Origin of the sequence: Acidovorax sp. A1169 (assembly GCF_030704685.1) — a bacterium.
Taxonomy (GTDB): domain Bacteria; phylum Pseudomonadota; class Gammaproteobacteria; order Burkholderiales; family Burkholderiaceae_C; genus Acidovorax.
In genome coordinates this window covers 78637-98111 of sequence record NZ_JAUZDX010000001.1, presented here as the reverse complement: position 1 = coordinate 98111, position 19475 = coordinate 78637, and the positions used below count along the sequence as shown (strand labels likewise).

Here is a 19475-nt window from a genome sequence, read left to right as displayed (position 1 = left end):
CGGCGAGCGCTTGTCGATTCAGTGCGTTGCGTCATGGGTTCCCTCGGACTTTCCTTGTTGTTCTTGTTGTGTTGCTTGCGGGGCGGTGGCGGCGGCAATGGCCTGCACCACCCTTTCCATCTTCATGAACCGCGAACCCTTGACGAGCACGCTGCCCACCGTGGGCAAGGCGGCGCAGACCGCAGACTGCAGCTGCTCCATGCCTTCGAAATGCGTGGCGGCCCCATGGGCCCGCGCGGTGTGCGCCGACAGCGTTCCCAGCGCATACAGGGTGGCGATGCCGGCATCCCGGGCCTGGGTGCCCGCCTCGGTGTGGAACTGCGGACCTTGCTCGCCCACCTCGCCGATATCGCCCACCACCAGCAGGTGCGGGCCGGGCAAGGCCGCCAGCACGCAGATGGCGGCCTGCAGCGAATCGGGGTTGGAGTTGTAAGTGTCGTCCACCACGGTGATCTCACGCCCGGCGTGCTGCACGCTGAAGGCGCGCGAGCGGCCCTTGACCGGCACGAAGGCATCGAGCCCCCGGGCGATGGCGGCCAGCGGCGCACCGGCGGCCAGGGCGCAGGCGGTGGCCGCCAGCGCATTGGTCACGTTGTGGCGGCCGGCGATCTGCAGGCGGCAATCCATGGCGCCCGACGGTGTCTGCACCTGCACAACCCAAGCGCCCTGTGTCCATTCGGCAGACGCGCAGGCCACATCGCCGCCCTCGCCGAAAGTGAGGCTGCGGCGGGATTCGGCCAGTTCGCGCCACAGCGGCGTGAACGGGTCGGCAGCCGGAAACACCGCCACGCCATCGGCAGGCAGCGCCGCGAACACCGCGCCGTTCTCGCGCGCCACGGCTTCCACCGTGTGCATGAACTCCATGTGCTCGCGCTGCGCGTTGTTCACCAGGGCCACCGTGGGTTGGGCCATGGCGGCCAGCACAGCGATCTCGCCGGGGTGGTTCATGCCCATCTCGATCACGGCGGCGCGGTGCGATTCGCACAGGCGCAGCAGCATCAGCGGCACGCCGATGTCGTTGTTGAAATTGCCCTCGGTAGCAAAGGCGGCCTCGCCCTGCCAGGCGCGCAGGATGGAGGCGATCATCTGCGTCACGGTGGTCTTGCCGTTGCTGCCGGTCACACCGATCAGCGGCAGACCGAGCTGCGCGCGCCAGCCGGTGGCAAGCGCACCAAGTGCAGCCAGGCTGTCGGGCACCTCGATGCCTGGCAGGCCGGCCGCTTCGAGGCCGCCGTGCGCGATGGCAGCGGCAGCTCCGCCCGTGCGAGCCTGCTCCAGGAAGGCATTGGCGTCGAAGCGCTCACCCTTGAGCGCCACGAACAGATCGCCGGACTGCAGGCTGCGGGTATCGGTGTGCACACGCTGCAGCGCTATTTCGCCATCGCCCACCAGGCGCGCCGATGGGATGCGCGGGTGGATGAGGGCATGCGCCTGGCGCAGGTTCATCATCATGCCCATGTGCGGGCTCCTCGGGCCTGCAGCGCAGCCTGCGCATGGGCCATGTCGGAGAACGGCAGGCGCACACCGGCCGTCTCCTGGGTGTCTTCGTGTCCCTTGCCGGCGATCAGCACCACGTCCAGGGCATCGGCCTGGCCGATGGCAGCCGCGATGGCGGCAGCGCGGTCGGGCTCGGGCAGCACCGAGGCGCCAGCGATCGTGCCTTGCAGGATCTGGTGGATGATCAGGGCGGGGTCTTCGCTGCGCGGGTTGTCGCTGGTCACCAGCACGCGGTCGGCCTGTTGCTGCGCCACGGCACCCATCAGCGGGCGCTTGCCGGCGTCGCGGTCGCCGCCACAGCCGAACACACACCACAGCTGACCACCGCGTTCCTGCGCCAGGGGGCGCAGCGCGCGCAGCGCCTTGTCCAGCGCATCGGGGGTGTGGGCGTAGTCCACAGCCACCAGGGGCTGCCCTGGCGCCACCAGGCGCTGCATGCGCCCGGGCACCGGCTGCAGGCGGCTGCAGGCATCGACCGCATCGGCCAGGGGCACGCCCAGGCTGCGCAGCGTGGCCAACACACCCAGCAGGTTCAGAATGTTGTACTGGCCAATCACGCGGGTCTGCAGGACCTGCCGCTCTGCGCCCTCCACCACGGTGAAGCGCAGGCCCTGCTCTCCCAATGTGACGTCGCGGGCACGCAGGCGCGCGTCGGCCTCAAGCGCAATGCTCCAGAGGTCCAGGCCCGAGCCGACCAGTTCGGCATGCAACTGGGCACCGGCAGGGTCGTCCACGTTGAGCACCGCAGCCTGGAGACCGCTCCAGCCGAACAGTTCGCGCTTGGCCAGCCAGTAGTCGGCCATGCTGCCGTGGTAATCCAGGTGGTCCTGCGTGAAGTTGGTGAACACGGCCACGCGGATGCGCGTGCCATCCAGGCGCCGCTCTGCGATACCGATGGACGACGCCTCGATGGCGCAGGCGCTGAGGCCCTCGTCCGCGAACTGCGCGAAGGCGCGCTGCAGGCGCACGGGGTCGGGCGTGGTCATGCCGGTGTAGGTGAGTGCCGGTGGCCGCCCGAGCCCCAGGGTGCCTACGATGGCGCAGCCCTTGCCGTCCTGCGGGCCCGCCAGCAGGTTGAGCGCATCGGCCAGCCACGAGGCGGTGCTGGTCTTGCCGTTGGTGCCCGTCACGGCGAGCACGTCCAACCGCTTGGTGGGATAGTCGAACCACTCGGCCGCAATCGGACCCGTGGCGGCCTTGAGGCCCGGCAGGGCGGCGATGTGCTCACCCTCCAGCGCAAACGCCTCCACGCCCGCATGCTCCACCAGGCAGGCCGTGGCACCGCGCACCAGCGCATCGGCCACATGGGCACGCCCGTCGGTGGCCGCACCGGGCCAGGCAATGAAGCCGTCGCCCGGGCCGATCAGACGGCTGTCGGTCTGCAGCGTGCCGGTGACACGGCCGCGCAGCCACTGCACGGCGTCGCGGGGGGAGTTCAGCACCTGGGTCACAGGGACTCCTCCACGGGGTTGGCCACGATCTGGGGCTTGACGGCCATGTCGGGCTGCACGCCCATCATGCGCAGCGTCTGCTGCACCACCTCGCTGAACACCGGCGCGGCCACGGCGCCGCCGTAGAACACGCCGTTGCTGGGCTCGTCGATCATCACCGCGACGATGATGCGCGGCTTGTCGATGGGCGCCATGCCGGTGAACCAGGCGCGGTACTTGCCGGAGGCGTAGTTCTTGCCCACCTGCTTGCGCGCCGTGCCGGATTTGCCGCCCACCGAGTAGCCCAGGGTCTGCGCCTTCTGCCCGGTGCCGCCGGGTCCGGCGGCCATCTGCAGCATCTTGCGCACCTGATCGGCCGTGCGCTCGGAGAACACGGGCACGCCGATGGCGGGCTCATCGGTCTTGAACATGGTGGCCGGGATCACCTTGCCGCCGTTGGCAAACACGGTGTACGAGCGCGCCATCTGGAACAGGCTGGCCGACAGGCCATAGCCATAGGACATGGTGGCCTGCTCCACGGGGCGCCAGGTCTTGTAGGGACGCAGCTTGCCGGTGACGACCCCAGGAAAAGTGATTTGCGGCTTCTGGCCAAAGCCCGCGGCCGAGAAGGTCTCCCACATCTCGCGCGCAGGCATCTGCATGGCGATCTTGGTGGTGCCTACGTTGCTCGACTTCTGGATCACGCCCTCGACCGTGAGCAGGCCGTAGTTGTGCGTGTCCGAGATGGTGGAGCCGGTGATGGTGATGCGCCCGGGATTCGTGTCCACCGGCGTCTCGGGGCGCACGCGCCCGCTCTCGAGCGCCAGGCCGATGGTAAAGGGCTTCATGGTCGAGCCCGGCTCGAAGACGTCGGTCAGCGCGCGGTTGCGCAACTGCTCGCCGGTCAGGTTCTGGCGCTTGTCGGGCACATAGCTCGGGTAGTTGGCCAGGGCCAGCAGTTCGCCGGTGTGCGCGTCGAGCACCACCACGCTGCCAGCCTTGGCCTTGTGCAGGGCGACCTGGTCGCGCAGCTTCTGGTAGGCGAAGAACTGCACCTTGCTGTCTATGGACAGCTGCATGTCGCGCCCGTCCACGGGCGGCACGGTCTCGCCCACGCCCTCGACCACGCGGCCCAGGCGGTCCTTGATCACGCGGCGCGAGCCGGCCTTGCCGGCCAGCTCCTTGTTGAAGGCCAGCTCCATGCCCTCCTGGCCATGGTCCTCGACGTTGGTGAAGCCCACCACGTGGGCCGCAGCCTCGCCCTCGGGGTACTGGCGCCGGTATTCCTTGCGCTGGTAGATGCCCTTGATGCCCAGGGCGGCAATCTGCTGGCCCACGTCCCAGTCGAGCTGGCGTTTGATCCAGACGAAGGTCTTGTCCTCATCGGCCAGTTTGGCGTTGAGCTCGGACAGCGGCATCTCCAGCAGCTTGGCCAGTTGCTTCATCTTGGCCTTGACTTCGGGCTGGTCCTGCTCCACGTCCTCGGGGATGGCCCAGATGCTGGCGGCCGGCACGCTGGAGGCCAGGATCAGGCCGTTGCGGTCGAGGATCTTGCCGCGGTTGGCCGGCATCTCCAGGGTGCGGGCAAAGCGCACCTCGCCCTGGCGCTGAAAGAACGCGTTACCGAACACCTGGACGTAGGCCGCCCGCGCGCCCAGGCCCAGGAAGCCCAGCGCGATCATCGCCACGATGAACTTGCTGCGCCAGACCGGCGTCTTGCTGGCCAGCAGCGGGCTGGAGGTGTACAGAACGCTGCGGCTCATGGCTGCGTTCCTGCGGCGGGTGGTGTTGCCGGCGACGGCGAAGCGGCAACGGTGACACCGGCCGGGTCGGACACGTACTGGGTGATGGCCGGCGTGGCCGTGCGCATCTGCAGTTGTGCGCGCGCGAGCTTTTCCACGCGCAGCGGCGTGGCCTGGGCGCGCTTTTCCACCTGCAGGCGCTGGTGCTCGGTTTCCAGGCGGCGCGCCTCGGCCGTGGCCCGGTCGAGCTCGGTGAACAGGCGGCGCGACTGGTACTGGGTGTGCACCAGGAACAGCGCGCTGGCCAGCACCGCCAGCAGCAGCACCAGATTCAACCGGGTCATGCGGGCACCTCGGTGCGCTCGGCCACGCGCATGATGGCGCTGCGCGAACGGGGGTTGCCGGCCACTTCGGCCGCGCTGGGCTTGATGCGGTCCAGGGCCACCAGCTTCATCGCCTGGGGCACGGCAAAGGGCGCGCGGCGGTCGTAGACCTCCTTGGAGTGCTTGGCGATGAACTGCTTGACGATGCGGTCTTCCAGCGAATGGAAGCTGATCACCGCCAGGCGCCCGCCCGGCTGCAGCACCGAGAGGCTGGCCTCTAGCGCCTGTTGCAGCTCTTCAAGCTCGGCGTTGATGAAAATCCGAAGAGCCTGAAATGTGCGCGTTGCAGGGTTCTGGCCCTGCTCGCGGGTTTTGACCGTGCCAGCCACGAGACTGGCCAGTTCACCGGTGGTTGCAACAGGCCCCCGCTCTTCGCGCCGCGCAACAATCGCCTTTGCAATGGGGCCAGCAAACCGTTCTTCACCGTAGTCACGTATCACCTCCGCAATCTGTTGAACCTCGGCAGTTGCCAACCACTGGGCCACGCTTTCGCCGCGCGTGGTGTCCATGCGCATGTCCAGCGGGCCATCGAAACGGAAACTGAAACCCCGCTCGGGGCTGTCGATCTGGGGCGAGCTCACGCCCAGGTCCATCAGCACGCCTGCGGCACTGCCCGCAGGCAGTTCACCGAGGTGGCGAAATCCTTCGTGCCGAATGGAAAAACGCGCATCGTTGATGCGCGTTGCTTCGGCGATGGCTTCGGGGTCCTTGTCGAATGCCACAAGACGCCCCTCTGGCCCCAGCCGCAGCAGGATCCGGCGCGAGTGCCCCCCGCGCCCGAAGGTGGCATCCACAAAGGTGCCGGACGGCTCGGGGCCCGCGCCGCCGAGCAGCGCGTCCACCGCTTCTTCAAGCAGGACGGTCGTATGTTGCAAAGCCTCGGTCACCGCGCGCCTTTAGAAAGAGAAGTCCTTGAAGACGTCGGGCATCTCACCCTGCATGGCCTTGGCCTCCTGCTCGTCATAGGTGGCCTTGTCCCAGAGTTCGAAATGGTTGCCCATGCCCAGCAGCATGGTCTCGCGCGAGATCCCTGCGGCCTCGCGCAGTTCGGGCGACACCAGCACCCGGCCCGTGCCGTCCATCTCCACATCCTGGGCATTGCCCAGGAAAATGCGCTTCCACCACTGGGCGGACATGGGCAGCTCGGCGATGCGCTCGCGGAATTTTTCCCACTCGGGGCGGGGGAAGACCATCAGGCAGCCATGGGGGTGCTTGGTGATCGTGAGTTGCCCGGCGGCCGTCGCGGCGAGGACGTCACGATGCCGGGTCGGCACGGACAGCCGACCCTTCGCATCGAGACTCAGCGACGAGGCACCTTGGAACACGAAAAAAATCCCCACTCGGTATGGATCCACTCAACCCGTGCAAAGGGTCTTCGAGGGCACTTTTCACCACTTAATTGCACTTTTTTGCACTGTAGCAGGAAAAGCACACCGAGCAAGGGGGTGCACAACAAACTTTTGCAATGAAATCAAGGACTTAGGCGCGACTCCGAAGAAGCCAAACAAGCAAAAGTCGTTGAGAAAGAACCACTTAGAGCAGCCTATGCAAGTGATACCTCAAGGCAGCTCCCAAGGTCACAGGATGTAGCGCGAGAGATCCTCGTTCTGGCTCAGGGTCTGCAGCCGTGCGTCGACATAGGCCGCGTCGATGGTGACAGTCTGACCCGACAGGCGCGTGGCGTCGAAACTCACCTCATCGAGCAGCCGCTCCATCACGGTGGACAGGCGGCGCGCGCCGATGTTCTCGGTGCGCTCATTCACCTCGAACGCGATGTGCGCCAGGCGCGTGATGCCCTCGGGGGCAAATTCCAGCGTGACCCCCTCGGTGGCCAGCAGCGCCTGATACTGCTTGACCAGGGAGGCATGGGTCTGCACGAGGATGGCCTCGAAGTCCTGCACGGAGAGCGAGCCCAGCTCCACCCGGATCGGAAAGCGACCCTGCAGTTCGGGAATCAGGTCGCTGGGCTTGGCCAGGTGAAAGGCGCCCGAGGCGATGAACAGAATGTGGTCGGTCTTGACCATGCCGTACTTGGTGGACACGGTGGTGCCCTCCACCAGCGGCAGCAGATCGCGCTGCACCCCCTGGCGCGAAACATCGGCGCCACTTCTTTCCTGGCGCGATGCCACCTTGTCGATCTCGTCGATGAAGACGATGCCGTTCTGCTCGGCGTTGGCGATGGCGCGGGTCTTGATCTCTTCCTCGTTGACGAGCTTGGCGGCTTCTTCCTCGGTGAGCAGCTTGAGCGCCTCGGCGATCTTGAGCTTGCGCGTGCGCCGCTTGTCCTGGCCCATCTGGCTGAACATGCCACGCAACTGCTCGGTCATCTCCTCCATGCCCGAAGGGCCCATGATCTCCAGCGCCGGCCGGCTCTCGGCCACGTCGATCTCGATCTCCTTGTCGTCGAGCGAGCCTTCGCGCAGCTTCTTGCGGAACACCTGGCGCGCCGTGCTGTCGGTGGCCGGGGGTGCTGCTTCACTGCCTGCGGCCGACCGGGCCACGGGGATCAGCACGTCCAGGATGCGCTCCTCGGCCGCATCCTCGGCACGCGCGCGCACCTTGCGGGTCTCGGCATCGCGGGTCTGCTTGACGGCGATCTCGGCCAGGTCGCGGATGATGGAGTCGACATCCTTGCCCACATAGCCCACCTCGGTGAACTTGGTGGCCTCGACCTTGATGAAGGGCGCATCGGCCAGGCGCGCCAGGCGCCGGGCGATCTCGGTCTTGCCGACGCCCGTGGGGCCGATCATGAGGATGTTCTTGGGGGTGATCTCGTGGCGCAGCGCGCCCTCTACCTGCTGGCGGCGCCAGCGGTTGCGCAGCGCGATGGCCACCGCACGCTTGGCGCTGGCCTGGCCGACGATGTGGTGGTCGAGTTCGGAGACGATTTCTTGGGGGGTCATGGACGACATGGAGATCCGCCTGGGTTCGGTGGGGGAACCGGCCGCCGCATCACACTGCGGCCGGCACCATGAAAGGGAGGGCCCGGGTCGCGCGGCCGCGCACCGGGCAAAGCCATCAAAGCGTCTCGATGGTGTGGTGCATGTTGGTGTAGATGCACAGCTCACCCGCGATCTCGAGGGACTTCTTGACGATCTCCTGCGCCGGCAGGTCGGTGTGGTTGAGCAGCGCCTTGGCGGCCGAGTGGGCGTAAGCACCGCCCGATCCGATGGCCACGATGCCCTGCTCGGGCTCCAGGACGTCACCGTTGCCGGTGATGATGAGCGAAGCCTCCAGGTCGGCCACGGCCAGCATGGCCTCCAGACGGCGCAGCACGCGGTCGGTGCGCCAGTCCTTGGTCAGTTCGATGGCGGCACGCACCAGGTGGCCCTGGTGCTTGTCGAGCTTGGCTTCGAAGCGCTCGAACAGGGTGAACGCATCGGCCGTCGCGCCCGCAAAGCCGGCCAGCACCTTGCCGTGGTGCAGCTTGCGCACCTTGCGGGCGGTGCCTTTGACGACAATGTTGCCCAGGGTGACCTGGCCGTCGCCGCCAATGGCCACCTGCACGCCAGCAGGGGTCTGGCGGCGCACGCTCAGGATGGTGGTGCCGTGAAACACCGGGTGGTTGTTTGAGGAATCCATAACTGCCGCAGATGGGGGCGCCGGCACTGCTTTCAAGCCGGGCAGCACCCGCGCCCGGCACCGGCACGCAGGCCGTCAGTTCTTGCGGGGGATCACCCAGGCGTGCTCGTTGATACCGATCACGTTGAAGAAGATGGCCACCAGACGCTGCAGGTTGTGGAAATGCACCTCATGGCCTTGGCCCTGCTGCTCTGCGGCCCAGTTGAGCACCGAGCCGGCCGCAGCGAAGTCGACGCGGATCAGCTTGTCGCAGGACACCGTGAGCGGTACCCCGGGGCGCATCAGCGCCTGGAAGGGCTCGAGCAGCGGGGTGGCATCGCCATCGATGTGCCCGCTGAGCGAGGCCACAGGGGTCGCGTCCAGCGTAGCGGGAATGGACGCATCAAAACCGAAGTCCGACGCCAGCATGTCGCGCTCAGCGGGCGCCGCAGCCTGGCTGCTGGCCGCTGTGGCATCGTCCGAATAGCCCATCTTGGGCGCCACCCACGAGGGCGGCGACACCTCATAGGTCACGCAGTAGTCGAGCGCCACCAGTTCGAACTCGTCCGGCCGGCCCATCAGGCGAAGCGCTGCCATGCGCAGGCGCCACCACTCGGGGCCCGAGGCGCGGTCACCCGACTGGGTCATGATCTCCATCAGCGTCGTGAGCCGGTCCACGCCCGAGAACACGAACTGGCCCGCACGGTCCGCCCACTTGGTGAACTGGTCCGCCAGCAAGGGCACGGCGGCATCGTCGATGCCGGCGATGCGCGTCCAGGCCAGAGTCCAGGGCGCGGCAGAGCGCTCGATGGAGGCCTGCAGCGCCGCTACCGACGATACCGTAAGCCGTGGGGGCGCATTCCAGCTGAAATCCCGGCGGGCCGCACCCGCTGCGGGCGCCTGTTCCTGCACCAGGCCGAGTTGCTCGGGCATGGAGAACCACAGAGGGGCCGAGCGGCTGAAGCCGGCGGCAAAATCGATGGCCAGGGTGTCGAAGCGGTCGTGCTGGCCCGTCGCGCGGTACAGGTCGAACAGCGTCATCCAGATTTCCAGCTGCTGTGCCGGCTCGTCCTGCTGGTGCTGTGCCAGCACATCGAGCAAGCCGGACTCCGCCCCTGCGTGATCGCCGTTGGCGAAGCGGATGGCGGCCTCTTCAAGGTCGGGTTCGTGCACGAATTCCTCCGGTGCGGATGCGGTTTCGGGCGTTGGCGCCGGACTCGGGTCAAACGATGCCAGTACGTCCTGCCGCGGCGGCTCCCCCCGCATGGTCGCATCGGTGCCGCCAAACTGGCCGATCGCCATGCTGTCGTCGTCAAAAAGGGGCTTGACCGCCGCAGGGGCGGCGGCAATGGGCGCGGCCAGACTGACGGGCGCGGTGGGCGCGAAGGCACGTGCAGCGGCCTCGTCCTCCCCGCGAAAATCCGCAGGCTGGGTGGGGGCGTCGGCGTTGGCCTTGCTCTTCCACCACTGCTGCGACATCTGCGCCTCGATCTCATCGATCTTCTTGAGAGTCACGGCACGCTCGTCGGGCGAGGCCATGCTGCTCTGGAAGAACGAGGGGCGTGCGGTGGGGTCTTCGGTGCGCTGGCCTTGCAGCACTTCGCGCTGGCGCAACTTGCGCAGCTGATCGAACTCACGGCGGCGCACGAAATCGTTGCGGCGCTTGCGCTCGATCATCTCCTTGAGCATCTGCTTGCTGTACTGGCTCTCCCGGTCGTCCTGGAGCGAGTCGAGCTCGGTCCAGTTCGTCGTCGGGTTGCGCACAAACCGCACCATCTTGGACAGCAGGCCGCCGGGCGTGGTTTCTTCCTTGCTCATGGGGTAGGCGAGAGAGGGTGCGTGCGCATGGGTGCGTTCAGGCCGGGCGGCCTTCAGTCACCGAACATTTTCTGCTTGAGTTCGCGGCGCTGCTGCGCTTCGAGCGACAGCGTGGCCGTGGGGCGGGCGATGAGGCGGCCGACACCGATGGGCTCGCCCGTCTCGTCACAGTAGCCGTAGTCGCCGGCATCGATGCGGGCGATGGACTGCTCGATCTTCTTGAGCAGCTTGCGCTCGCGGTCGCGCGTGCGCAGCTCCAGGGCATGCTCTTCCTCGATGGTGGCGCGGTCGGCAGGGTCCGGCACCACCACGGTGTCTTCACGCAGGTGCTCGGTGGTTTCACCGGCACTGTTGTGAATGTCCTGCTTGAGCTGGACCAGCTTCAGGCGAAAGAACGCCATCTGCTTTTCGTTCATGTATTCGCTGTCAGGCATGGCCAGGACTTCAGCGTCGGTCAGCTCCTGGGCCGTCTTGGCTTTCCAGTTGTTGGCCAGCTTGGGGTCTTTTTTGGCAGCAGTGAAAGTGGGATGCACTTGCGCGGTCGTGGGCATGGTCTGTTGGTAGCTGGCTTTGGCAGCGGTGGAAGCCGTTGCCTGTGCCATGGATGGTACGGTCAATTGGGCCAATCGGGAAGAAGGCCGGGTCGTGCGCACGGGTACATGGGATCCCGCCTGCAGAACAGGTTCGGGGGCGACGGGCACCGGGGCGGCTGTCACCTTGGGAGCAGCCTTGGCAGAGGCCTTTGCAGCAGCTTTGGCTGCCGCTGGTGCGGCAGCGCTTTTACCCGCGCTCGGGGCTGCTTTCGCAGCCGCCTTGGATTTGCTGGTTTCGGCTTTCACTTCCTGGTCTCCTCGCTATACGGGCGGGCCCAGGCTGCGCTGGCAGCCAAGGGCGGATGGCAAGCCTTCCGGGGTTTTACCGGGGCGCGATTGTATCGACCTGGGCTGACGCAAACGGAAACGTTGCAGATACGACACATCTTGCCACCCATATCACCCTGTTCCCAGGGAAATCGGGGTGCCGGAACCATCTTTGACCATTCCGAACCCACTGCGCACGGACAGAGGCTGGGAATTTTTTGGCCGTGACCCAGGGGCGCGTCAAAACGCCTCGGATCTAGGCACAAAGCACAGCCATAGCTCGGGCTATGGCGAGCATTTGCAACGACGAACCGGGGTATTTTGGCGTGCAAGGCGGGCATGGACGAGAGATTCTCAGCCTCTCAGACCAGGCTCTGTTCCAGCCCTTGCAGAAGGATGTCCTTGGGCAGGTCGATGCCGATGAAGACCATCTTGCTCAGGCGTTCTTCGCCCTCGGCCCACTGCGGCCCCAGGTCACTGCCCATGAGCTGGTGCACGCCCTGGAAGATCACCTTGCGCTCGGTGCCCTTCATGTACAGCACGCCCTTGTAGCGCAGCATGCGCGGACCGTAGATGTTGACGATGGCGCCCAGGAAGTCCTCGAGCTTGGCAGGATCGAATGGGCGCGTCGAGCGGAAGACGAAGCTCTTGACGTCGTCATCGTGGTGGTGGTGGTGCCCGCCGCCTTCGTGGCCATGCTGGTGCGAAGGGTGGTCGCAGTGCTCGCCGTGTTCATGGCCAGAGTGGTCATGCCCATGGTCATGGTGGTCGTGATCGCCCTCTTCCTTGAGGAAGTCGGGGTCGATGTCGAGCTTGGCATTGAGGTTGAAGCCGCGCAGGTCCAGAACTTCCTTGAGCGGCACTTCGCCGAAGTGCACCGCCTTGATGGGCGCGCGCGGGTTCATGTGCTTCAAGCGGTGGATCAGGGCGTCGGTCTCCTCGGCGCTCACCAGGTCGGTCTTGGACAGGAAGATCTGGTCGGCAAAGCCCACCTGGCGGCGCGCCTCCTGGCGGTCGTTGAGCTGTTGGGGTGCGTGCTTGGCATCCACCAGCGTGATGATGGAGTCGATCAGGTAGGTCTCGGCAATCTCCTCGTCCATGAAGAAGGTCTGCGCCACGGGGCCAGGGTCGGCCAGACCCGTGGTCTCGATCACGATGCGGTCGAAATCGAGCAGGCCCTTGCGCTTCTTCGCGGCCAGCAGTTGCAACGTCTCGCGCAGATCCTCGCGGATGGTGCAGCAGATGCAGCCGTTGCTCATCTGCACGATCTGCTCCTTGGACTCGGTCACCAGGATGTCGTTGTCGATGTTCTCTTCGCCGAACTCGTTTTCGATCACGGCGATCTTCTGGCCGTGGGCTTCGCTGAGCAGGCGCTTGAGCAGGGTGGTCTTGCCCGAGCCCAGGAAGCCGGTGAGGATGGTGGCAGGTATGAGGGACATGGAAAAAAGCCTAGAAAAGGATGCGGGTGCCAAGGGGGACGACTTGCGGCAGTTTAGCCACGAAATCAAGACCACACCGCGCACCCGCACCGATGGGGATACCCCATTTTTGTGCCCCATCGAATACCAGTCGTTGACTTTCAGCTATGGATAGATGAGCAAAAAAGCATCCCTTGACGTAAGGAAGTTGCGTTAACACCCGTGCAAAGGGCTGCGGGCCTCAGGACTTGCGCATCACCACCAGCCCCTTGAGGTATTCGCCTTCGGGAAACTCCAGCGTCATCGGGTGGTCGGGCGCACCCGCCAGACGCTCGACGATGTAGCCGTCCACCCCGGCATCGGCCCCGGCCGAGGCCACGATCTTGTGGAACAGGTCAGCGCTGATGCCGCCCGAGCACGAGAAGGTAAACAGCACGCCGCCGGGCGTGAGCAGTTGCAGCGCCAGGCGGTTGATGTCCTTGTAGGCGCGCGCGGCACGCTCGGCATGCGCCGCAGTGGGCGCGAACTTGGGCGGATCGAGCACGATGGCGTCGAAACGCTGTCCTTCCTTGAGGAACTGGCGCAGCGAGGCGTTCACATCGGCATCGAGAAAACTCGCGCGGTTCACGTCGAAACCGTTGAGCGCCACATGGGCGCGCGCCCGCTCCAGCGCGGGGCCGGAGGAATCAATGGAAGTCACGTGGCCGCCGCCCGGCCCGCCCGCCGCCTCGGCCGCACGCATGCCGGCCAGCGCCGCCACACTGAAGCCGCCGGTGTAGCAAAAGCAGTTGAGCACATGCTGGAAGCCCAGCCGGCGTGCATAGTCGGCAAAGCGCTTGCGGCTGTCGCGCTGGTCCAGGTAGAAGCCGGTCTTGTGGCCTTCGGCGATGTTCAGCGTGAGCTGCCACTGGTGCTCGTGGATGGTCAGCTCGACCGGTGGCGCCTCGCCACCGGCCACCGGGCCGCCGCGCAGCCAGCCCGTGGCGGGCTCCAGCCCCTCCAGAGCGCGCACGCTCGCATCGGAGCGCTCGTACAGCCGGGTGAGGCCGGTCTCGCGCAGCAGGGCATCGGCCAGCACGTCTTTCCAGCGCTCGGTGCCGGCACTGGTGAACTGCGCCACCAGCGTATCGCCGTAGCGGTCCACGATCAGGCCGGGCAGGCCGTCGGACTCGCCATGCACGAGGCGGATGCCGTCGCTCTGCACGTCGAAGCGGGCGCGGGCGATGATGGCGCGCGCGCAGGCGGCGATGAAGAAGGGCTCGTCAATGCGCTGCGCCTCGTCAAAGCTCCACACCCGGGCACGGATGCGCGAGCTGGGGCTGAACGCGGCCCAGGCCAGGAACTGGCCCTCGTGCGACTCGACACGCACCGTCTCGCCGCTGTCTCCACCACCCTTGGCAATGGCCGACTCGAAGATCCAGGGGTGACGACGCAGGAGCGAGCGCTCCTTGCCAGGGCGTAGGCGAAGGGTTTTCATGGGTCCGATTGTGCAGGCTGGGGACCGCACCGCGTACCACGCCCCCCCCGTTCCCCCTGGTCACAAGGCCGCGCGCCCCAACACCACCTGATGGGACACAAGAAACGAGCTCCCACCCTTCGGGACTCTCACCCAAAAGGGTTGCCAATTTCCTTTCGCCAGCAAAGACCTTAAGTGGTACAAAACGCCGACGTTTCTACCGGAGTTTCTCTACACCGCCCCACCCCACGCGACGCAGGTCCCCTTTTCCACGCTGCGCACCACACCCGCTCCGGACCTCCGATCAACCAACCGGCCTGATGCCATGAACTTCCACCAGATGAAAGTGTCTACCCGCCTGTCGCTGCTGCTGGTGGTGCTGTGCGCGCTGACCGTCGTGATCGGCTGCGCCGGCTTGATGGGCATGCAACGGTCCAATGTCGGACTCGACACGGTCTACCAGGACCGTGTGGTCCCACTCAAGCAGATCAAGCTCGTATCGGACGCCTATGCGGTCAACATCGTGGATACGGCGCACAAGGTCCGTGACGGCGCGTTGACGGCCCAGCAGGGCCTCGATTCCATTGGCAAGGCGACCCAGGACATCAACGAGCACTGGAGTGCCTACCTCGCCACCAGCCTCGTGCCCCAGGAAACGCGCCTGGTCGAGCAGTTCCGGCAACTGCAGCCCACGGCGGACGCGGCCGTCGCAGCCCTGAAAGCCCACCTCCAGCGTGGCGATACAGCGGCCCTGACCGCGTTTGCAGCCAGGGACATGTACCCCGCGCTGGATCCATTGCAGAACGTGCTCGGGGACCTGGTGCAGGTGCAACTCGATACCGCGCGCAACGAATACGAGCGCGCCGTGGAGTCCTATCACGGCACCTGGCTTTTCGTGGCCAGCGCGATTGCCACGGGCCTGGCGTTCACCCTGGTATTGGGCTACCTGGTGACACGCAGCATCATCCGCCAGCTGGGCGCCGAGCCCAGCGCCGCCGTCCACCTGGCACGCAGCGTGGCACACGGTGACCTCACGGTGCCCATCGCGCTCAAGACCGGGGACACCACCAGCCTGATGGCACAACTCAAACGCATGCAGGACAGCCTGGCAGCCATGGTCTCCCTGGTGCACCAGAGCTCCGAAAGCGTTGCCAGTGCGGCCGAGCAGATCGCCCAGGGAAACACCGCCCTGTCCTCGCGCACGGAAGAACAGGCCAGCGCCCTGGAAGAGACTGCGGCCTCCATGGAACAATTGAACTCCGCCGTGCGCCAGAACGCCGACAGCGCCCGCCAGGCCAGCGCACTGGCGCTCTGCGCCTCCACGGTGGCAAGACAGGGCGGCACCGTGGTTGCCGAGGTGGTCGATACCATGAGGCGCATCAACGAGAGCTCGGCCCAGATCGCCGACATCATCGGCGTGATTGACTCGATTGCCTTCCAGACCAATATCCTGGCACTCAATGCGGCGGTAGAGGCCGCCCGCGCGGGCGATCAGGGCCGGGGCTTTGCAGTGGTGGCCACGGAAGTGCGCAACCTCGCCGGCCGGGCCGCAGCGGCGGCGCACGAGATCAAGACCCTGATCGGCGCGAGCGTGGAGCGCGTCGAGGCCGGAACGGCACTGGTTGATCGTGCGGGCCAGACAATGACCCAGGTGGTGGACTCCATCCGCGAGGTCACCGACATCATGGGAGAGATCAGTGCGGCCAGCAGCGAGCAAAGCACGGGCGTTGACCAGATCAACGAAGCCGTGATGCAGATGGACCAGGGTACCCAGCAGAATGCAGCGCTGGTCGAAGAGATGGCAGCAGCCGCCGCCGGCCTGAGCCACCGGGCCGACGGGCTGGTGGCGACGGTGGCGGTGTTCAAGCTGCCGGGAATGCGCGCCCCAACGTTGGCGCTGCCGGGCACAAGCGCTCGCCCAGCGCTCCTGAACGGCTGATGCCGCAGGAAGCGGCATGTGCGGATACCATCCGCAGCCAGTTTCAGCGGCCTGTCAAAGCGCCTTGCCAAAACGCTCGAAACGCGGCATGAAGTAGCGCTCGGTATCGGCCGACACCAGCACGCCCAGGGCCCGGCCGATCAGCAGGTGGCGCGGCACCAGGCCGATGTAGCGTGAATCGGCGCTGTTGTCGCGGTTGTCGCCCAGCACCAGGTACTCACCCTCGGGCACCGCCACGGGGGCGAAGCTGCTACGCGCCGTCACGCCATGCAGCCATTGCACGCGGCGCTCGTGGCCCTGCACCTGCTCCGTGAGGCGCGTGGCGTCGACCGTGCGGCCCAGGCCCGTGGCTTCCTGCAGCGCCTGCGGTGCCTCGTATCGGGCGGCTTCGCCATTGATGATGAGCACTTCGTCGCGCATCTCCACCGTATCGCCGGGCACTGCCACCAGGCGCTTGATGAGGCGCGTGCCGTCCAGCGGCGAAGAGAAGGTCACCACGTCACCGCGCTGAGGCTCACCCATCGGGGCCAGCACCACGTCGGTCAGCGGGATTTTCACGTTGTAGGCCAGGCGGTTGACGAACACCACGTCGCCCTCGACCAGGTTGGGCCGCATCGAGCCCGAGGGAATCGGATTCCAGTCCGCCACGGCCGTGCGAAACAGGCCGAAGCACATCAGCAGCACCAGAAATCCCTTGTTGGCCTTGATCCAGCGTCCCATCGTTTCTTCTCCTCGGGTTGTCCCTTGAACGGCTTTTCGTGTGGCCCTGCGCTGCACGGCCACAGCGCTCGGAGCCCGCCACGGCGCCAAAGGTTCCCGGCCAGCCATGCGCATGCAGCCCGCACGCCGTGCGGTCGGCGCAACGGACAGCTGCGGCCCCTGGTTTGACCCCTGGGCAGGGACACAGCCGAGGGTGCACAATGGTTGCAAAGTGTGTTTTGCCGAAACCTGTGTGATGACGCAGCCGCCCGAGCGCAGAGGGCCGGTGGCTGCACCAACGGACCCGCCTGCATGGCAGAACCCCGCCTTTTGACACTCCTGCCCGCGCGCGTGCAGCAATGGCTAGCCCCCTACGAGGCAGATGAACCGCTGGCCGCGAGCTTTCGCGCCCAGCAGTTGCAGGCCATGCTGCGCCTGACCCCGCTGGCCATGGCGGTCAATGTCTTCAACGGGTGCTTCATCACCTGGCGCCTCGCCACGGTGCCCCCCTGGCTCTGGGCCTGGATGCTGGCGCTGCTGTTTGTGGCGGCACAGGGACTGCGTGCCTGGCAGCGCGCACGCAACCACCCTCCCCGCCTGCTGGCGTCGAAGAAGGCGATCCAGCGCGCCGCCCGGCACGCCGGCGCGCTGGGCCTGCTGTGGGGCGCCATACCGGCGGCGCTCTTCGCCTCGGCCACGGCGCCAGACCAGATGATGATCCTGGCGATCAGTTGCGGAATGATCTGCGCGGGGGGCTTTGCGCTGGTGACGGTGCCCGAGGCGGCCCTGAGCTATGTGCTGCTGCTCGCGGGCGGCTCGGCCGTGGGGCTGGCACGGGCGGCGGACCAGCCGGGCACGCTGACACTGCTGGTGCTGCTGGTAACCTACGGCCTGGTGGTGATCGCCTCGGTGCGCGTGATGGCCCGGTCCTATGGGTCGCGCCTGGCGGCCGAGGCCGATGCCGCCCACCAGCAGCAGATCGTGGGCCTGCTGCTGCGCGATTTCGAGGAAAACACCAGCGACTTCCTCTGGGAGGTTTCCAGCGAAGGCACGCTGCGCCACTCATCCAACCGCCTGGACCAAGCCCTGCGCTACAGCCGCCAGGACGACCCGGACCTGGGCCTGGTGGAGCTGATCGCCCGCACCCACCAGGGCGCCACCCATGGCGTGGACCCGGCCGCCCACCTGCAGGCGCTGCAGGCCGCGCTCAGGGGCCCGCAGCCGTTTCGCGACCTGCCCGTACCCATCATGATCGAGGGCCAGCTGCGCTGGTGGGCGCTTACTGCCAAACCCACCTGGCGGCTGGACCAGAGCCTGCAGGACTGGCGCGGCGTGGGGGTGGACATCACCCACAAGAAGCACGCCGAGGACGAGATGCACCGCCTGGCGCACTTCGACTCGCTGACCGGTCTTGCCAACCGCCGCCACTTCCAGCATCGGCTGCAGCAGCAGTGTGCGCTGGACAGCGCCGGCACCGGCGCAGCAGCCCTGCTGTGCCTGGACATGGACAATTTCAAGCGCGTCAACGACGCCTATGGCCACGGCAACGGCGACCTGCTGCTCAAGACCGTGGCGCAGCGCATGGACCAGGAGATCCGCAGCCGCGACCTGGTGGCCCGACTGGGTGGGGACGAGTTCGCCATCCTGCTCGACGGTGCCAGCACACGGGCCGAAGTGCAGGTGTTCTGCGACCGGCTGATGCGCGCCGTAGAGCAGCCCTGCGACCTCTCGGGCCTGGCCACCACCCCGCACCTGAGCATCGGCGTGGCCTTCCTGCCGCGCGATGGCACCCACGTGGACGCCCTGCTGCACCATGCCGACCTGGCCCTGTACGAAGCCAAACAGCGCGGCCGCAGGCAGGTGCAGTTCTTTTCCATCGAGATGGACCAGCGCGCCCACCGGCGCATCGCGCTCGAGGACGGCCTTCGCTCTGCCCTGGCCCAGGGCGAACTGCACCTGGCCTTCCAGCCGCAATGGCACCTGGCCTCGGGCCGCATCGCGGGGCTGGAGGCCCTGCTGCGCTGGAACAGCACGCGCTTTGGCAGCGTGTCGCCCGTGGAATTCATCCCCGTGGCCGAAGAGGCGGGGTTGATCCGCGATATAGGCCTGTGGGTGCTGGAACACGCCTGCCTGGCGGCGCTCCAGTTGCCGGGCGAGCTGGTGATGTCGGTCAACCTCTCGGTGTGCCAGTTCGACGATGCCCTGCTGGCCGACAAGATCCTGGCGGTGGTGGAGCGCTGCGGCCTGCCGCCCGAGCGGCTGGAGCTGGAGATCACCGAATCTGTCTTCCTGCAGGACACGGACGATGTGATGGCCACGCTGCACCGGCTGCGCCATGCCGGGGTGCGCATTGCGCTGGACGACTTCGGCACGGGCTACTCCTCGCTGGCCTATCTGCGCAGCTTTCCGTTCGACCGGCTCAAGATCGACCGCTCCTTCATCGCCCCCATCCAGAGCAGCCCCGAGTCGGAGGCCATCGTGCACTCGGTGATCGAACTGGCGCAGGCGCTGCACATGGAGACCACGGCCGAGGGCATCGAAACCGCCGAGCAGGCCCACCTGCTGCAGGGCCTGGGCTGCGTGACGGGCCAGGGCTTCTACTTTGCCCGCCCGCTGGACCTGGCGGCGGTCACGGCCTTCATTGCAGCGCAGCCTGCGGCGCTCACCTGACC

The 19475-nt window shown here is 66.7% G+C and carries 15 protein-coding genes; 2 read left to right on the top strand and 13 right to left on the bottom strand.

Translation table 11 applies throughout. The features are described from left to right. Positions 1-18: 18 nt before the first annotated feature. The 12 genes from murF to QYL93_RS00375 all read right to left on the bottom strand — a co-directional run bounded on the left by murF (position 19) and on the right by QYL93_RS00375 (position 14186). The gene (gene murF, locus QYL93_RS00430) at positions 19-1458 is read right to left on the bottom strand and encodes a UDP-N-acetylmuramoyl-tripeptide--D-alanyl-D-alanine ligase (protein ID WP_305741822.1); all 1440 of its coding nucleotides are present in this window, start codon (positions 1456-1458) and stop codon (positions 19-21) included. Next, a complete protein-coding gene (locus QYL93_RS00425) occupies positions 1449-2948 on the bottom strand; it encodes a UDP-N-acetylmuramoyl-L-alanyl-D-glutamate--2,6-diaminopimelate ligase (RefSeq protein ID WP_305741821.1) in 1500 nt (499 codons plus the stop codon). The genes murF and QYL93_RS00425 overlap by 10 nt, the downstream gene beginning before the upstream one ends. Continuing rightward, on the bottom strand, positions 2945-4690 hold the full coding sequence (locus tag QYL93_RS00420) for a penicillin-binding protein 2 (protein WP_305741820.1): 1746 nt from the start codon (positions 4688-4690) through the stop codon (positions 2945-2947). The genes QYL93_RS00425 and QYL93_RS00420 overlap by 4 nt, the downstream gene beginning before the upstream one ends. Next, positions 4687-5013 carry a cell division protein FtsL gene (gene ftsL / locus QYL93_RS00415; RefSeq protein WP_305741819.1) on the bottom strand — a complete coding sequence of 109 codons (327 nt, stop codon included), beginning with the start codon at positions 5011-5013 and terminating at the stop codon, positions 4687-4689. The genes QYL93_RS00420 and ftsL overlap by 4 nt, the downstream gene beginning before the upstream one ends. Beyond that, positions 5010-5939, bottom strand: coding sequence for a 16S rRNA (cytosine(1402)-N(4))-methyltransferase RsmH (rsmH, locus tag QYL93_RS00410; protein WP_305741818.1), 930 nt, complete (start codon positions 5937-5939; stop codon positions 5010-5012). Before rsmH ends, ftsL begins: the two co-directional genes overlap by 4 nt. A 9-nt stretch (positions 5940-5948) precedes the next feature. Beyond that, positions 5949-6377, bottom strand: a complete 429-nt coding sequence (gene mraZ, locus QYL93_RS00405; RefSeq protein WP_057200254.1) for a division/cell wall cluster transcriptional repressor MraZ — start codon at positions 6375-6377, stop codon at positions 5949-5951. Between the two features lie 252 nt (positions 6378-6629). Then, positions 6630-7964, bottom strand: a complete 1335-nt coding sequence (gene hslU / locus QYL93_RS00400) for an ATP-dependent protease ATPase subunit HslU (RefSeq protein ID WP_305741817.1) — start codon at positions 7962-7964, stop codon at positions 6630-6632. A gap of 106 nt (positions 7965-8070) precedes the next feature. Beyond that, positions 8071-8634 (bottom strand): ATP-dependent protease subunit HslV, encoded by a 564-nt coding sequence (hslV, locus tag QYL93_RS00395; protein WP_057200150.1) that lies wholly within the window; start codon positions 8632-8634, stop codon positions 8071-8073. A gap of 75 nt (positions 8635-8709) precedes the next feature. Continuing rightward, positions 8710-10431 carry an STAS domain-containing protein gene (locus tag QYL93_RS00390; protein WP_305741816.1) on the bottom strand — a complete coding sequence of 574 codons (1722 nt, stop codon included), beginning with the start codon at positions 10429-10431 and terminating at the stop codon, positions 8710-8712. 53 nt (positions 10432-10484) lie between these two features. Then, positions 10485-10982 carry an RNA polymerase-binding protein DksA gene (gene dksA / locus QYL93_RS00385; protein WP_057200253.1) on the bottom strand — a complete coding sequence of 166 codons (498 nt, stop codon included), beginning with the start codon at positions 10980-10982 and terminating at the stop codon, positions 10485-10487. A 671-nt stretch (positions 10983-11653) separates the two neighbouring features. Continuing rightward, positions 11654-12730 (bottom strand): GTP-binding protein, encoded by a 1077-nt coding sequence (locus tag QYL93_RS00380; protein ID WP_305741815.1) that lies wholly within the window; start codon positions 12728-12730, stop codon positions 11654-11656. A gap of 220 nt (positions 12731-12950) precedes the next feature. Further along, complete coding sequence (locus tag QYL93_RS00375) at positions 12951-14186, bottom strand: class I SAM-dependent rRNA methyltransferase (protein ID WP_305741814.1); 1236 nt, start codon at positions 14184-14186, stop codon at positions 12951-12953. A gap of 304 nt (positions 14187-14490) precedes the next feature. Here QYL93_RS00375 and QYL93_RS00370 point away from each other — a divergent pair, with 304 nt between their 5' ends. After that, complete coding sequence (locus tag QYL93_RS00370; protein WP_305741813.1) at positions 14491-16104, top strand: methyl-accepting chemotaxis protein; 1614 nt, start codon at positions 14491-14493, stop codon at positions 16102-16104. A 54-nt stretch (positions 16105-16158) separates the two neighbouring features. On the opposite strand, the gene lepB is transcribed toward QYL93_RS00370, so the two are convergent. Beyond that, on the bottom strand, positions 16159-16824 hold the full coding sequence (lepB, locus tag QYL93_RS00365) for a signal peptidase I (RefSeq protein WP_305741812.1): 666 nt from the start codon (positions 16822-16824) through the stop codon (positions 16159-16161). A gap of 291 nt (positions 16825-17115) precedes the next feature. On the opposite strand from lepB, the gene QYL93_RS00360 reads away from it, so the two are divergent. Continuing rightward, positions 17116-19473 (top strand): bifunctional diguanylate cyclase/phosphodiesterase, encoded by a 2358-nt coding sequence (locus QYL93_RS00360; RefSeq protein ID WP_305741811.1) that lies wholly within the window; start codon positions 17116-17118, stop codon positions 19471-19473. The last annotated feature ends 2 nt before the right edge of the window (positions 19474-19475 follow it).

Excerpts from the sequence above, each read along its gene's own strand:
- murF (WP_305741822.1), bottom strand. The coding sequence starts at position 1,458 with ATGGGCATGATGATGAACCTGCGCCAGGCGCATGCCCTCATCCACCCG.
- QYL93_RS00420 (WP_305741820.1), bottom strand. The coding sequence starts at position 4,690 with ATGAGCCGCAGCGTTCTGTACACCTCCAGCCCGCTGCTGGCCAGCAAG.
- ftsL (WP_305741819.1), bottom strand. The coding sequence starts at position 5,013 with ATGACCCGGTTGAATCTGGTGCTGCTGCTGGCGGTGCTGGCCAGCGCG.
- hslU (WP_305741817.1), bottom strand. The coding sequence starts at position 7,964 with ATGTCGTCCATGACCCCCCAAGAAATCGTCTCCGAACTCGACCACCAC.
- hslV (WP_057200150.1), bottom strand. The coding sequence starts at position 8,634 with ATGGATTCCTCAAACAACCACCCGGTGTTTCACGGCACCACCATCCTG.
- QYL93_RS00390 (WP_305741816.1), bottom strand. The coding sequence starts at position 10,431 with ATGAGCAAGGAAGAAACCACGCCCGGCGGCCTGCTGTCCAAGATGGTG.
- dksA (WP_057200253.1), bottom strand. The coding sequence starts at position 10,982 with ATGCCCACGACCGCGCAAGTGCATCCCACTTTCACTGCTGCCAAAAAA.
- QYL93_RS00380 (WP_305741815.1), bottom strand. The coding sequence starts at position 12,730 with ATGTCCCTCATACCTGCCACCATCCTCACCGGCTTCCTGGGCTCGGGC.
- QYL93_RS00375 (WP_305741814.1), bottom strand. The coding sequence starts at position 14,186 with ATGAAAACCCTTCGCCTACGCCCTGGCAAGGAGCGCTCGCTCCTGCGT.
- QYL93_RS00370 (WP_305741813.1), top strand. The coding sequence starts at position 14,491 with ATGAACTTCCACCAGATGAAAGTGTCTACCCGCCTGTCGCTGCTGCTG.
- lepB (WP_305741812.1), bottom strand. The coding sequence starts at position 16,824 with ATGGGACGCTGGATCAAGGCCAACAAGGGATTTCTGGTGCTGCTGATG.
- QYL93_RS00360 (WP_305741811.1), top strand. The coding sequence starts at position 17,116 with ATGGCAGAACCCCGCCTTTTGACACTCCTGCCCGCGCGCGTGCAGCAA.